The sequence below is a fragment of the Acinetobacter sp. Tol 5 genome, assembly GCF_019702905.1.
Taxonomy (GTDB): Bacteria; Pseudomonadota; Gammaproteobacteria; order Pseudomonadales; family Moraxellaceae; genus Acinetobacter; species Acinetobacter bereziniae.
Genome location: NZ_AP024708.1, coordinates 1,429,547 through 1,444,127 on the forward strand (window position 1 = coordinate 1,429,547; position 14,581 = coordinate 1,444,127).

Consider the following 14,581-nt stretch of genomic DNA (forward strand, 5'->3'; position numbering starts at 1 on the left):
ATGGGGTGGTTTAGGTTGCAAAAAGCCCAGTTGATTGTGGACTACTATAACAGATTCAGCTTTGTATTCTTCAACTTTATTTGTCATTCAACAGGAGGAGTAAAAGAGCACCTGACTTTGATTTTAGATTTTTGAATATTTACACGGGCGCTGGTTTTCCTTAAAAATACTGTCTACAGTCATTTAATTGGTTTTTTAATGCATTAAGATTCAAATGAAAGGAGCGTTCTGTGATCTTTATTGATTTATTTTAAGGATCAAAATTTATTGATTTTGTAGAAATAAAAGAAACCTATGATTTTTATAAAAAATACATTCTAGAAAAGCATTAAATCATGAAACAATGCGTTTTATTAAGTTGAGAAATGTTGTTATTCCTCGTATAAATCTCAAAAAATGATCGAATTCGATTACACTGATCTTGCTAAAAAAGTGGTCGCAAATATTGCTCATAGCGCAATTTTTTTGGATTTACTCACTATAAGAAAATGGAGATCCTGAACAATGGGTTATCAGAAGATCGTAGTACCTGCAGATGGTAGCAAAATTACTGTAAATGCAGATTTGTCACTGAATGTTCCAAACCATCCGATTATTCCTTTTATTGAAGGAGATGGTATTGGTGTGGATATTACACCTGCTATGAAGGCAGTGGTCGATGCCGCAATTCAAAAAGCTTATAGTGGCAAACGTTCGATCGAATGGATGGAAGTTTACTGTGGTGAAAAAGCCAATAAAATTTATGGCACTTATATGCCAGAAGAAACTTTTGAAGCACTCAGAGAATTTGTAGTTTCGATAAAAGGTCCACTCACAACGCCTGTAGGCGGTGGAATTCGCTCACTTAACGTTGCTCTACGTCAAGAATTAGATCTATATGTCTGTGTGCGACCTGTGCGTTGGTTTAAAGGTGTACCATCACCTGTCCAACATCCCGAACAGACAGATATGGTAATTTTCCGAGAAAATTCAGAAGATATTTATGCGGGTATTGAATGGAAAGCTGACTCCCCAGAAGCAAAAAAAGTGATTAAATTTCTTAAAGAAGAAATGGGTGTCACTAAAATCCGTTTTGAAGATAATTGTGGTATTGGGATTAAACCTGTTTCAAAAGAAGGTACCCAACGTTTGGTGCGCAAAGCGATTCAGTTTGCGATCGATAATGATAAGCCGAGTGTAACTTTAGTGCATAAAGGCAATATCATGAAATACACTGAAGGTGCTTTTAAAGAGTGGGGGTATGAACTTGCATTAGATCGCTTTGGTGGTGAACTAATTGATGGTGGACCTTGGGTCAAAATTAAAAATCCAAGAACAGGCAAAGACATTGTTATCAAAGACGTGATTGCCGATGCATTTTTACAGCAAATCTTAATGCGTCCTGCTGACTATTCCGTGATCGCTACTTTAAATTTAAACGGTGATTATATTTCTGACGCACTTGCAGCAGAAGTAGGTGGTATTGGTATTGCGCCAGGTGCAAATATTGGTGGTGCAATTTCTGTATATGAGGCAACACACGGAACAGCACCTAAATATGCAGGACAAGACAAGGTAAATCCGGGGTCTATTATTCTTTCAGCAGAGATGATGCTTCGAGATATGGGCTGGACTGAAGCTGCCGATTTAATTATCAAAGGCGTTTCAGGCGCGATTTCTGCAAAAACTGTTACTTACGATTTTGAGCGTTTAATGCCAGGAGCTACTCTACTTCGTTGTTCAGAGTTCGGGCAAGCGATCATTGAAAATATGGATAATTAATCTAAAGACAACATAATCTAAGGTCTGCCAAGTGCAGACCTTTTTTATCATGGTTCATTATTAACGATGCCCAGCTACAGCAAAATCAAAGCATGACTTTGTTTGCAATGTAAATATTGGCATTGTCTGAGAGGAACATTGCCTGTGTAAATCATTCGAAATTTTTTCAAAATATTAGGTAGTAGCAATAGCTTAATGAGGTAGATTTCCAAACAGGAGGTACGCTTTCTATCTCTTTAAAAAGCTGTACTTTTTTCAATATCTATTTATTTCAAATCGCATACTATAGATACCATGTATATCACTATCATTAAATAATTTATATTCATCTTAGAATACAGTTATTTATTTGAAAAATTGCCCAATCATTCATGATTTTATTCAACTTTAGGCGGCTTGTGATTGTACTTCATTTGGATTGCTGTAGACTGAATTTAGATTCTATTCATACGTTAAATTATTATATTTAAAAAGGTTTAGTTCCATGAATACAGAAATAGATCCGTATGTATTGGTTGCACCTGTTCATCAGCTTAATTTTATTCATCAAGACCAACAATGTATTGATAAAAATATCACAGCATCACAAGCTTATCACCTAATGACCAGTACACCACCAAAATGGTTAAAGATTGCTTTTAAAATTCGAGACTTTTTTAGTCTGCATCTGGGTGGTGTACAGCCTATACAAGGTTTTAACTCTCAATCTATGGCACTTGAGCAGGGTGGAAAAGCAGATTTTTTTGATGTTATTCAAGTTTCAGATCATGAACTTTTTTTACAATCAAGCGATAAGCATTTAACTGTATTGGTGGTATTAAAGATCGAAAACTATGATGAGCAGAAAAATCTGCTTAGAATTTTTACCAGTGTTGTCACTTATAATTTTTTTGGGAAAATTTATATGCTTCCCGTTTCTATGGTACATGGTGTGATTGTACGTCGCCTATTGAGAAATTTGAAATAGCATGAAATTTACCATAATGTGAACATGACAAAATGCTGTAAAGATTTGGCAAAAAAAGTCATATTTCACCCTTTATTGTGATACAAAAATCAGAAATTAAAAAAAACTCCTGTGTAAATAGCAATTTAGCTCATTTGTTGATATTTTGTTGAAACTTAAATGGAGTGCACGTTGTGAAAAAAGTCTTGTTGGTTGTTTTAGCTTTAGGGTTTTCTCATCACGTTTTAGCTAAAGAAGTACATAAGTGTGTGTTGAAGGGTTCAGTAACTTATCAGTCTCGACCATGTGTAGGAATGGCTGTACCAAATCCACAACAACAGCTTCAACAGAAGCTAACGCAGCGAACGGCTACACAAAACTCCCAACAAAACGTAAAGCCTCAACCTGAGATGCACAAATATTCTCAACAACAGCATCTTCAGCGTCATTCGAGTAATGGTACGAGCAATGAAATCCCAGATACCGTTGAAGGAAAGAAGAAGAGTTTAGCAATTGCGCAAGCTGCTTATCAGTCTGCTAAAGACCGATGATTTCTTTATATTGATGATGAATGCTTTGATGGCTAAAGTTTTGATTTTTAAGATGCTGGCTAAAAGCAAAGCTAAAGTTGTATCTTGAATAAGACTTTATTAACAAATGAGTCTTTGATCAATTTTCGATTTTTCATATATTGAATAGGTTTGTTCTGTTATATTATTACGCCTACTTAAATTTATTGAAAGATTTAAATGTATGTCACAGACAAGTTCGAAGAAGTTTCCTAAAGTTTATTTGCTTGCGGCATTGGGATTATTATTTCCAGTTTTTTTAGTGGGGATGGCATTTTTAGCTGCAAAAAGTGATGCAGAAACTCAGCGAGAGTATGATCGAATTCGTCAAGAGCATGCAGAACGGATTGAATTACAAAAACAACAGCAAAAATCGCAACAAGACACCACTCACACAAACCAGAATTCTAGTACTGTATCTTAATCAGATCACAGCAAAAAGTCTTGACCAATAAAAACCGCCATTTGGCGGTTTTTATTTTTTAAACTTAATTATTTGTTTTTGTCTTTTAGCTGAGGAACTGCAGATCCCGTACCTACAGCCAATAAGCCTGTATTTGTATAGATGCTGAGTTTTGCACGTGTATCGGTAATATCAAGATTACGCATGGTTAATTGACCAATACGATCGGCAGGGCTAAACATTGAATCACCTTTTTCCATCGTCAAACGCTCAGCTTCATAAGTGAGGTTTTCAGATTCAGTGTTCATGATGGTGTAGTCATTACCACGACGTAACTCTAAAGTTACTGTACCTGTAATGGCTTTTGCTACCCAACGCTGTGCTGTTTCACGAAGCATTAATGCTTGAGAATCAAACCAACGACCTTGATACAATAAACGTCCTAAACGTAAGCCGTTAATACGATATTGTTCGATAGTATCTTCATTGTGAATACCAGTAACAAGGCGTTCATATGCAATATGAAGTAGAGCCATACCTGGAGCTTCGTAAATACCACGAGATTTTGCCTCAATGATACGGTTTTCGATTTGGTCGGACATACCTAGACCATGACGTCCACCAATACGGTTTGCTTCAAGAATAAATTCAACAGGGTCTTCGATACGTTTGCCATTTAATGCAACAGGGAAGCCTTCTTCGAAAGTAACAGAAACTTCTTCGGCTTCAACTTTTACGTCATCTTTCCAGAACGCAACGCCCATAATTGGATCAACGATTTTGATACCCGCATTGAGATATTCAAGATCTTTAGCTTCATGTGTCGCACCTAACATATTTGAATCTGTTGAATAGGCTTTCTCTTTCGACATTTTGTAATCAAAACCATTGTCGATTAAGAATTGTGACATTTCAGCACGACCACCCAACTCATCAATAAACTGTTGGTCTAACCAAGGCTTATAGATTTTAAGTGCAGGATTAGTCAACAAACCATAACGGTAGAAACGTTCAATATCGTTTCCTTTGTAAGTTGAGCCATCACCCCAAATATTTACGTCATCTTCTTTCATTGCGGTAACAAGCATTGTCCCTGTTACTGCACGACCTAAAGGTGTAGTGTTGAAGTAAGGAACACCACCAGTACTGATATGAAATGCGCCACACTGAATCGCAGCAATACCTTCTAATGCAAGTTGTAAGCGGCAGTCCACTAAGCGTGCTTTAACAGCGCCGTAGTTTTCAGCTTTACGCGGAATTGCATCGTAGTCATCTTCATCAGGTTGCCCTAAGTTTGCTGTATAAGCATAAGGTTCTGCGCCTTTTTGCTTCATCCACAATAAAGCTGCTGAAGTATCTAGACCACCAGAAAAAGCGATACCCACTTTTTTGCCTACTGGTACATTCTGCAAGATCGTTGCATTGTCAGTCATTGCTCGTCCTAACTATTTCGAAAGAGGCACCACATACATGGGTGGCCATTGAGAATTTTATAAACGCGGTATTGTAGCACTTTTTCGGTCAATGTTTTATGGGATTTAAATGTTATCATTGAAAAAAATAGCAATTTATGCAGTTAAAGTAATCTACTTAAATTCCGGTTCGTGCCGCTTTTGAAATTATTGAGATAATTCAAAATTCAGATCAACTGGATTTTTAGATGTACTGTTTGCTTTGGCTTATATGGTTAATTTTTTGGAAAACTCATACAGTAAAATTAATTTTAATTAATTAATAAAATCAACAGAATATATCTATTTTTTTAATTTAACAAAAGTCAGAATCCATTCATGAAGCGAAAATAAGTCTGACTTATGATTTTTAAAGCTGATCATTCAAGCCGATAAATTGCTTTTCAATTGGGGTAAAGACATGCTCACTTCGAGTAATTAAGTAAAATCCTATATCTCGATATTGTTCAGGTGTTTCACGATAATACTCAATATTAAATTTTTTGATCAGTGATTTTGCGATCATTGAAATTCCCATACCCAATTGAGTGAAATTCACCAGCGCTTCATGATCATAAATATGGGTGAGCTCACCTTTTGTTAAGTTGTAGTCCGTATAAATATGATCTAAGGTTGTGGCATAACAACATTCTTCTGAAGCCAACAGAATATTTTGGTGATTGAGACAATCCTCAAGATTCTCATGGTTAATAACACTTTTACCAATGATGACCAGTTGATCTTCTGCCTTTTGAATATATTGTATGTTTTTCTGTTTGGGATGCCCAAGTACATAACCGATATCTAAATTGCCTGATAAAATTTCATCTTCGATGTAGCCTGTTGCACCGGTTTTCATCGTAATTGAAAGCTCTGGATAGGTTTCGTAAAGTTGGCTAAAAGACGGGTAGAAACGCATGCCTCCTAAGCTGGTATTGGTACCAAAACGAAGGTATTTTTCTTGCTGATAAATCTTATTTTCAGTCTCTTCCCAAGTAAAGATCATCTTTTTGTATTGTTGGTAAAGATTCATACCAGACTCAGTCAGTTCAACGCCTTTGGGTTTGCGGATAAATAACTGACGTTTGTAGTGGTTTTCAATTTTTTTTATTTTTGCGGTCATATTTGACTGCAAATAGTTAAGTTTGTGGGCAGCAGCAGAAATACTCTTCATTTCGGCAACCGTTACAAATGACTTAATATCTCCGATGTCGATATTCATGACAATTCCTCAAACCTATTCGCTTTTAATAACAATGTTGAATTTTCAAGTGTATTAAAAAAAATGATGGATGTATTAAAACATAGCATTATTCATGATGTCATTTATTTTTTAAACTAAGTCTACTTTCCATCTGTATGAGTACAGCAAATGAATCTTAGAGTAATGGGTGCAATCGTTTTGTTGTGTCTCGTTTGGGGATCATTGTGGGGGCTGGTCAAACACAGTTTGCAGGTTTTTCCTCCATTTTTATTTATTTCTACACGGTTGATTTTAGCTGCCTTGACTTTGATGTTGGTTCAACGTTTATTGCGTAAATCTATTTTTCCACAAAGAGGAGAATGGAAAAAACTGATGATTTCAAGCGTGATGATTTGTATTGGTTTTTATGCGACTCAAACTTTTGCCATGCAATTTGTAGATTCAGGCTTATCTGCGGTTTTGGTGTTTACGATGCCGATTTTTATTGGTGTACTGGCACATTATGTACTTAAAGAACGTTTAAATACCCAGAAAATGCTTGGACTGATTTTAGGTACTTTGGGGCTAGTCGCAATTCTTTGGCCACAATTGCATGATTTACATTTCGACTTATCTTTGATTGGACAGGCTTTCTTGATTTTATCGGGCTTCTTCTGGGCACTGACAACTGTTTATATCAAACAGAATTTTGCCACTTATGACAAAATGAAACTGACCATTTGGCAGTTGTTAATCGGTGGTTTTGTTATTCTGATTGGTGCTGTTATTTTTGAGCCTATTGATGTGCATGTATGGATAAACCCGCTCAATGACTCGATGTTATTTTACATTGCGGTAGTCGGAACAGGGTTTGCTTTTGCACTGTGGAATTGGATTGTGAGTCAGGTGAATACTTTTGTGGCATCCATTTCGATTATGTGTATTCCTATTTTAAGCTTATTTTTTGGCTATATGCTTTGGCATGAACCGATTACTTTGAATATCTTGATTGGTGCGGCATTTATTTGTACAGGTATTATGATGAGTTCTTTAAAGATTCAAATGAAAAAGAAGGTCGTTACACCTTTGAATTGTGAGCATCGCTAAAGTAGAGCAAATGAATTTATATTCATAATAATTTCTGTATCGTATCAATCCACAAAATCAGTAAAACTTTACTGATTTTGTTTTTTATATGATCTATAGCATGCATCAAAATTTTGAATTTTTAAAATGATCAGACCAATAATGAAAGTGTGTGATTAATATCGTAATAAAAATATGTTTTGATATTGGTTAAAATTTGCTTTTTAAATATCGTTTTAGACTAAAGTCGTATAAAAATAATAAAGCTTTAAAAAAAACCTTTAAAAACAAAAATTTTAAAAATCTGTCTGTCTAAGAAATGAGAAAATATGCAATTAAAATAATAAAAACACTCTTAAAATTGGTCATACCATTTTATGAATAATTGGGTAACTATTGATCTTTAAATCAGCAAAAATTACTATAAAGTAAAAATACACGTTATTTTTTTGTTTTTAACTTTATATTGGTCATACCAATTATTGAGAAATAAATGGGTGATTTTATCAAACTCGACGTTCTGGCAAGCATTTCAAGGAGATGACAATGCTTCAACATTGGCAACAGATTTATGATCCAATGGGTAATATCTGGGTATCCAGTGCCATTGCACTCATTCCAATTATATTTTTCTTTTTGGCCCTAGCTGTATTCCGCATGAAAGGAAGTGTTGCGGGGACAATTACAGTCATATTGGCATTATTGGTTTCTTTATTTGCTTATCAAATGCCTACCATGATGGCATTGGCATCTATGGTCTATGGCTTTTTCTATGGCTTGTGGCCAATTGCATGGATCATTATTGGTGCAGTATTCCTGTACAAAATTTCGGTTAAAACAGGGCAGTTCGATATTATTCGTTCTTCGATTCTATCGATTACAGAAGATCAGCGTTTACAAATGCTGTTTGTAGGTTTTGCTTTTGGTACTTTCTTAGAAGGGGCGGCTGGTTTTGGTGCACCTGTGGCAATTACCGCAGCATTGTTGGTCGGGCTTGGGTTTAAACCACTGTATGCTGCTGGTCTGTGTTTGATTGTAAACACTGCTCCTGTTGCATTTGGTGCTATGGGAATTCCAATTATTGTTGCTGGTCAAGTATCAGGTGTTGAAACACATGAAATCAGTCAGATGGTCGGACGCCAGTTGCCATTTATGGTGCCCATTGTACTGTTCTGGATTATGGCGATCATGGACGGATGGCGTGGTGTTAAAGAAACTTGGCCTGCGGTGATTGTTGGTGGTGGTGCATTTGCGATCGCTCAGTATTTAACCTCAAACTTTGTTGGTCCTGAATTGCCAGATATTACAGCATCTATTGCGTCTTTGATTTCACTTACGATTTTATTGAAGTATTGGCAGCCTAAACATATCTTCCGTTTTGCCAATGAAGATGCCAGCATGAATGAAAATCTGGCAGAGCAAAAACAGCAAAAATATACACTTGCTCAAATTGCGAAAGCTTGGTCGCCATTTGCCATTCTGACAGTCATGGTAACAATCTGGAGTGTAAAACCATTCAAAGACTTGTTTACCAAAGATGGTGCATTGCATGATTTGGTGATTTCAATCAAAGTGCCTTTCTTGCACCAAATGGTGCAAAAGATGCCGCCAGTGGTATCTGAAATCAAAGATTATGATGCGATTTATAAGTTTGATTGGTTTTCAGCAACAGGGACAGCCATTATTTTTGCTGCAATCATCACCATCATTTTCTTAAAAATGAAGCCTAAAGAAGCTGTAGTCACTTTTGGCGAAACAATCAATGAATTAAAAATTCCAATTTATTCGATTGGTATGGTATTGGCTTTTGCTTTTATCGCTAATTATTCAGGGATGTCTGCAACCTTGGCTTTGGCATTGGCACATACAGGGCAAGCATTTACTTTCTTCTCGCCATTCTTAGGCTGGTTAGGGGTGTTCCTGACGGGTTCGGATACTTCAGCCAACGCATTATTTGGTGCATTACAGGCAACCACGGCACAACAAATTGGAGTGCCAGAAGTATTGCTTGTCGCAGCGAATACCAGTGGTGGTGTGACAGGAAAAATGATCTCTCCTCAATCGATTGCAATTGCCTGCGCAGCGGTCGGGCTTGTTGGTAAAGAATCAGATTTGTTCCGTTTTACCGTGAAACACAGTATAACGTTTACAGTAATGATCGGTATTATTATTACCCTACAAGCTTATGTGTTCCCATGGATGATTCCATGAGACTCAGCGACATTTAACCAATGCAATATTAAGGAAAGCAGATGAAAGTCTCCGACAAAGTGGTCCACAGCCTACGCATGTTAATCGCAGAAAAAAACATGCAAGTCGGAGAACGATTGCCTGCTGAACGAAAGTTGTGTGAACAACTCGGTGTATCCCGTTCTTCTTTAAGAGAAGCGATTTCGCAATTGACCAGTATGGGTATGCTGGTCAGTAAAGTAGGTGCGGGAACGTATTTGCAACAAATCCCTGTGAACTGGTCGCAAAACCAGATTGTTAGCCCGTTAAGTAATTTAATTGATCAAGACCCTGCCTATCGTTTTGATGTGCAAGAAGCACGAACAATTCTTGAGGGTGGCTCGGCTTGGTATGCAGCACAACGTGCAACAACAGAAGATCTGGCTTTGATCCGTAAATATTATGACCAGATTTCATACTTTCAGTCATTAGGGGATGATGAACAAGCTTCATTGGCGGATGCTAAATTTCATTTGGCGATTGCTGAGGCATCGCACAATTTAGTCTTGATTCAGATGATGCGGGGCGTGTTCGATTTGTTGCAATTTAACGTATTACTGGGCAGACGTAAGGTTTACTCAGAAACACATCGATTTGATCAATTGCATGATCAGCATTTTAGAGTGATGGATGCAATTGAACGTCATGATCCAGATGCTGCAAGAGATGCAGTATGTGGACATATAGAATTTGTAGTGCAGCAAGTACGGATGATTGATGAAGAAGAAGCTCGTCGTCAACGTGCAAGCCGATTAAACAGGATATGAACATGATTATTTCTTCTGCAAATGACTATCGTGAAGCAGCGAGACGTCGTTTACCTCCATTTTTATTTCATTACATTGATGGCGGTGCATATGCTGAATATACACTGAAGCGCAATGTAGAAGATTTATCAAAAATCGCTTTGAGACAGCGTGTTTTAAATGATATGTCTCAGTTAAGTCTAGAAACAAAGTTATTTGATGAAACTTTATCAATGCCGGTTGCATTATCTCCTGTCGGCTTAACGGGGATGTATGCACGCCGTGGTGAAGTGCAGGCTGCAGTTGCAGCAGATAAAAAAGGTATTCCATTTACTTTATCTACAGTTTCAGTCTGCCCAATTGAAGAAGTTGCCCCAGCAATTGGTCGTCCGATGTGGTTTCAGCTTTATGTTTTGCGTGACCGTGGCTTTATGAAAAATGCCTTGGAACGTGCTAAAGCAGCAGGTTGCTCAACTTTAGTGTTTACTGTCGATATGCCTGTACCGGGTGCACGTTATCGCGATGCACATTCAGGGATGAGTGGTCCGAATGCAGCAATGCGTCGTTATATGCAGTCTTGTTTCCATCCACATTGGGCTTGGAACGTGGGCTTACTGGGTCGTCCGCATGATTTGGGGAATATTTCCAAATATTTAGGCAAACCGACTGGACTCGAAGACTACATCGGTTGGCTGGGCAATAACTTTGATCCCTCTATTTCGTGGAAAGATTTAGAATGGATTCGTGAGTTTTGGGATGGTCCGATGGTGATTAAGGGCATCCTTGATCCAGAAGACGCTAAAGATGCAGTACGTTTCGGCGCAGATGGTATTGTGGTTTCTAATCATGGTGGTCGTCAACTCGATGGTGTGTTGTCATCAGCACGTGCACTTCCTCCAATTGCGGATGCTGTGAAAGGCGATATTAAGATTCTGGCAGATTCGGGTATTCGTAATGGTTTAGATGTTGTGCGAATGCTCGCACTTGGCGCTGATACCTGTATGTTAGGACGTGCATTTGTCTATGCCTTAGGTGCCGCAGGTGGTGCTGGTGTATCAAACCTACTTGATTTAATTGATAAAGAAATGCGTGTTGCGATGACATTGACGGGTGCCAAAACCATTGCTGACATTACTTCTGATTGTTTAGTCAAACTAGATCAAGCACTGAATGATTAATATATTTTTGAGGTTGAGCAAATATCCATCAAACTATCGAATTTGCTTGCCTAAATATTAGCTGTGAGCGTTAAAGCCAAACGTTTTGAGCAGTTGATATTTCTAAAAGATGAAACTAAAAAATATTGATCAAGTTTTGCGGATGACTATGGTTTGAACTATCTTTTTAAATTGAGATACATTAAATCGAAAGCTTTCCATAGTCGCAATTACATTGAAATAATATCGCTGCAATGAATGCTGAACTTATTTGTTGAGTCAGCATTCATAGATAGGATAGGGAAAATGCAATCGAATTTTGATTCACAGCAAACCATTCAGCAATTGATTCAAATTGTTGGTCAACAGCATGTTTTGACCCAAGATCATGATACACGCCTCTACCGTCAAGGGCGTCGATACGGTTCAGGCAAAGTACTTGCTGTTGTTGTTCCAGGAACTTTATTCGAACAATGGCAAGTGTTACAAGCTGCTGTCAATGCCGATTGCATCGTGATTATGCAAGCTGCCAATACTGGATTGACTGGTGGTTCAACGCCATTTGGTGATGATTATGATCGTCCCGTGGTTTTAATGAGTACGCGCCGTTTGGCTGGCATTCAGGTCATTAATCAAGGTCAACAAGTCATTTGTTTGCCAGGGGCAACATTAGATCGTTTGGAAAAAGAATTAGCTCCATTTAATCGTGAACCACACTCTGTGATTGGTTCATCATGTATCGGAGCATCAGTTTTAGGCGGGATCTGTAATAACTCTGGCGGTGCACTTGTTCGTCGTGGACCTGCCTATACCGAGTTAGCACTCTATGCACGTGTCAATGATTCAGGTGAGTTGGAGTTGGTCAATCACTTGGGAGTTCATTTGGGTGAAACTCCAGAAGAAATTTTAACCAAGCTCGAAAGTCAAAATTATCAAATCAATGACATTGTAAATAATCCGAGTTGTTGTGCCTCAGATCATCGTTATGCGCATGATGTGAAACAGGTTGATGAAGCTACGCCTGCACGATTTAATGCGGACCCATCACGTTTGTTTGAAGCTTCGGGTTCAGCAGGTAAAGTCTGTGTATTTGCAGTACGTCTAGACACCTTTGAGAAAATACCAAGTCAGGTCTTTTATGTCGGGACAAACTCACATGATGATCTCACCGAAATTCGTCGTTTTTTACTGAAAGATTTACCTAGACTGCCAATTGCCGGTGAGTATATTCATCGTGTTGCCTATGATATTGGCGCTGAATACGGCAAAGATACGTTTATGTTTATCGAAAAATTAGGTACAGCAAAAGTACCTGCAGCATTTGCGATGAAGGATAAAGTCGATGGTTATCTGGAGAAAATTGGTTTACGTAATTTGTCCGATAAAATTTTGCAAATAGTGACCAAACTCTTACCGAATCATTTGCCTAAGCGCATGAATGAGTTTCGTGATTTATATGAACATCATTTGATGATTCGTATCGAAAATCAAGACGTCGAGCAAGTTGAAGCTTTTTTACATGACTACTTTCAACAGCATTCTTCAGGTAGCTTCTTCCGTTGTACGGAGGAAGAAGGGCGCAAAGCATTTCTACACCGTTTTGCCGTTGCAGGTGCGGCAATCCGCTATCGAGATACACACCGTTCAGACGTGGAGGATATTGTTGCTTTAGACATTGCACTGCGTCGTAATGATCGGGAGTGGGTGGAAACCTTACCCAAAGCGATGGATGATTTAATCATTCATAAGTTGTATTACGGACATTTTCTCTGTCATGTATTTCATCAAGACTATATTGTAAAAAAAGGTGTTGATCCTTTGGCAATGGAACATCAAATGTGGCATTTGTTGGATGATCGTGGAGCTGAATATCCCGCAGAACATAATGTAGGGCATCTCTATGTGGCTAAACCAAGTTTAAAAAATCATTATCAAAAACTTGATCCAACCAATAGCTTTAATGTGGGTATTGGGCAAACCAGTAAATTGAAATATTGGAAATAAAATTGGGAAAATAATTTTACAATTCGCAATAGATTAAAATTTTTTCAAAAAAAGTTGTTTAAAAACCATGAGTAATACTGATCGCATTGCTCATGGTTTTTTGTGGCTCATATGTCAACCTGTTCTACTTTGTTTCTCCAATTTTTGAAGAAATGAATCCCAATACAAAAGCACTGATGATAAAAATAAGTACGCTATACAAAATCGAAGAAGTCGAAAACCAAACACCGAGAGTTAATAAGGCAACAATTGCTGTGCAGATCCAAATCGCCAATCCTGATGCTGTTGTTGATGGTGGTTTAGTGTCTAACATCGGTGATGAGGGCTGTTCTAGGGAATCTGATGCTATACTGCTACTGAGTACATCTGCACCGTAAAAGAAATAAGCCTGATCATCGAAACGTGCAAGATCACGACGTTGCACAGTGAAAAAATCAATATTTTCGGTATCACCCATTTGCGCATTTTCTATGTGTGTTAAGGGTTGAGTTAGAAAGTTTGCGTCATTTAAGTCTAAAGGTAATCCATTGGTTCGTAACAATATAAAGTGAGGATAATATTGTAAGATATAAGATTTAAACTCTTCAAAATGAGGAATGTTTTCTTCACCAAAAATAGCTATAAATAAGGGCTTCCGTTGCTCTAAATTATTTAAAGCCTGTTGTTGCTCGATCACTAAATAGGCATAGCAGTTTTCTGCAAAATCTTGTTGATATTCTTCCAAATCACCCTGATTTCTTTGGTCGTTATGATCCGATTCATCGATATATTTAGCCCAATGCAGATTGTCCTGTTTAAACAGCATTAACCATAAAATCGGAATAAATGCATTGGCTTCAAGTTCAAAAGAAGCTGTTTGAAAAAAATCTGCCCATTGATTTTCTTGACCGATCGGCATATGGCTAAACGTGGTACTGGTTAAAAATACAGGATGACTCATTGTTAAAATGCCTTTTCTTATTTGCTTTTATTCCAAAGTAATAGTGCAAAATAACCAAAATTGCTGCTTTACAGTATTATAGAACTGTATTTTATTGATTAATTAA

12 protein-coding genes are annotated in these 14,581 nt (G+C 37.6%); 9 read left to right on the top strand and 3 right to left on the bottom strand.

All coding sequences use genetic code 11. From position 1 onward, the window contains the following. The first annotated feature begins 504 nt into the window (after positions 1 to 504). The 4 genes from icd to TOL5_RS06625 all read left to right on the top strand — a co-directional run bounded on the left by icd (position 505) and on the right by TOL5_RS06625 (position 3,700). On the top strand, positions 505 to 1,761 hold the full coding sequence (icd, locus tag TOL5_RS06610; RefSeq protein ID WP_005032709.1) for an NADP-dependent isocitrate dehydrogenase: 1,257 nt from the start codon (positions 505 to 507) through the stop codon (positions 1,759 to 1,761). Positions 1,762 to 2,245: 484 nt separating this feature from the next. Beyond that, positions 2,246 to 2,728, top strand: a complete 483-nt coding sequence (locus TOL5_RS06615; RefSeq protein ID WP_005032707.1) for a DUF2867 domain-containing protein — start codon at positions 2,246 to 2,248, stop codon at positions 2,726 to 2,728. A 173-nt stretch (positions 2,729 to 2,901) separates the two neighbouring features. After that, a complete protein-coding gene (locus TOL5_RS06620) occupies positions 2,902 to 3,258 on the top strand; it encodes a DUF4124 domain-containing protein (protein ID WP_121775488.1) in 357 nt (118 codons plus the stop codon). Between the two features lie 202 nt (positions 3,259 to 3,460). Beyond that, the gene (locus TOL5_RS06625) at positions 3,461 to 3,700 is read left to right on the top strand and encodes a hypothetical protein (protein WP_121775489.1); all 240 of its coding nucleotides are present in this window, start codon (positions 3,461 to 3,463) and stop codon (positions 3,698 to 3,700) included. Between the two features lie 68 nt (positions 3,701 to 3,768). Here TOL5_RS06625 and argG read toward each other — a convergent pair whose 3' ends face one another. Together argG and TOL5_RS06635 are read right to left on the bottom strand one after the other, a co-directional pair. After that, positions 3,769 to 5,112, bottom strand: a complete 1,344-nt coding sequence (argG, locus tag TOL5_RS06630; RefSeq protein ID WP_004829165.1) for an argininosuccinate synthase — start codon at positions 5,110 to 5,112, stop codon at positions 3,769 to 3,771. 388 nt (positions 5,113 to 5,500) lie between these two features. Then, positions 5,501 to 6,352 carry a LysR family transcriptional regulator gene (locus tag TOL5_RS06635; RefSeq protein WP_121775490.1) on the bottom strand — a complete coding sequence of 284 codons (852 nt, stop codon included), beginning with the start codon at positions 6,350 to 6,352 and terminating at the stop codon, positions 5,501 to 5,503. Positions 6,353 to 6,502: 150 nt separating this feature from the next. On the opposite strand from TOL5_RS06635, the gene TOL5_RS06640 reads away from it, so the two are divergent. From TOL5_RS06640 to dld, 5 genes are all read left to right on the top strand, one after another. After that, positions 6,503 to 7,420, top strand: coding sequence for a DMT family transporter (locus TOL5_RS06640; RefSeq protein WP_121775491.1), 918 nt, complete (start codon positions 6,503 to 6,505; stop codon positions 7,418 to 7,420). 519 nt (positions 7,421 to 7,939) lie between these two features. Next, entirely contained in the window at positions 7,940 to 9,610 is a 1,671-nt protein-coding gene (gene lldP / locus TOL5_RS06645) for an L-lactate permease (protein ID WP_171064853.1), read from the top strand. Positions 9,611 to 9,651: 41 nt separating this feature from the next. Continuing rightward, the gene (gene lldR / locus TOL5_RS06650) at positions 9,652 to 10,395 is read left to right on the top strand and encodes a transcriptional regulator LldR (protein WP_004829158.1); all 744 of its coding nucleotides are present in this window, start codon (positions 9,652 to 9,654) and stop codon (positions 10,393 to 10,395) included. A gap of 2 nt (positions 10,396 to 10,397) precedes the next feature. Beyond that, the gene (lldD, locus tag TOL5_RS06655; RefSeq protein WP_121775492.1) at positions 10,398 to 11,552 is read left to right on the top strand and encodes an FMN-dependent L-lactate dehydrogenase LldD; all 1,155 of its coding nucleotides are present in this window, start codon (positions 10,398 to 10,400) and stop codon (positions 11,550 to 11,552) included. Positions 11,553 to 11,837: 285 nt separating this feature from the next. Then, on the top strand, positions 11,838 to 13,535 hold the full coding sequence (gene dld / locus TOL5_RS06660) for a D-lactate dehydrogenase (RefSeq protein ID WP_121775493.1): 1,698 nt from the start codon (positions 11,838 to 11,840) through the stop codon (positions 13,533 to 13,535). Between the two features lie 124 nt (positions 13,536 to 13,659). Here dld and TOL5_RS06665 read toward each other — a convergent pair whose 3' ends face one another. Continuing rightward, positions 13,660 to 14,475 (bottom strand): hypothetical protein, encoded by an 816-nt coding sequence (locus tag TOL5_RS06665; RefSeq protein WP_121775494.1) that lies wholly within the window; start codon positions 14,473 to 14,475, stop codon positions 13,660 to 13,662. Between the last annotated feature and the right edge of the window lie 106 nt (positions 14,476 to 14,581).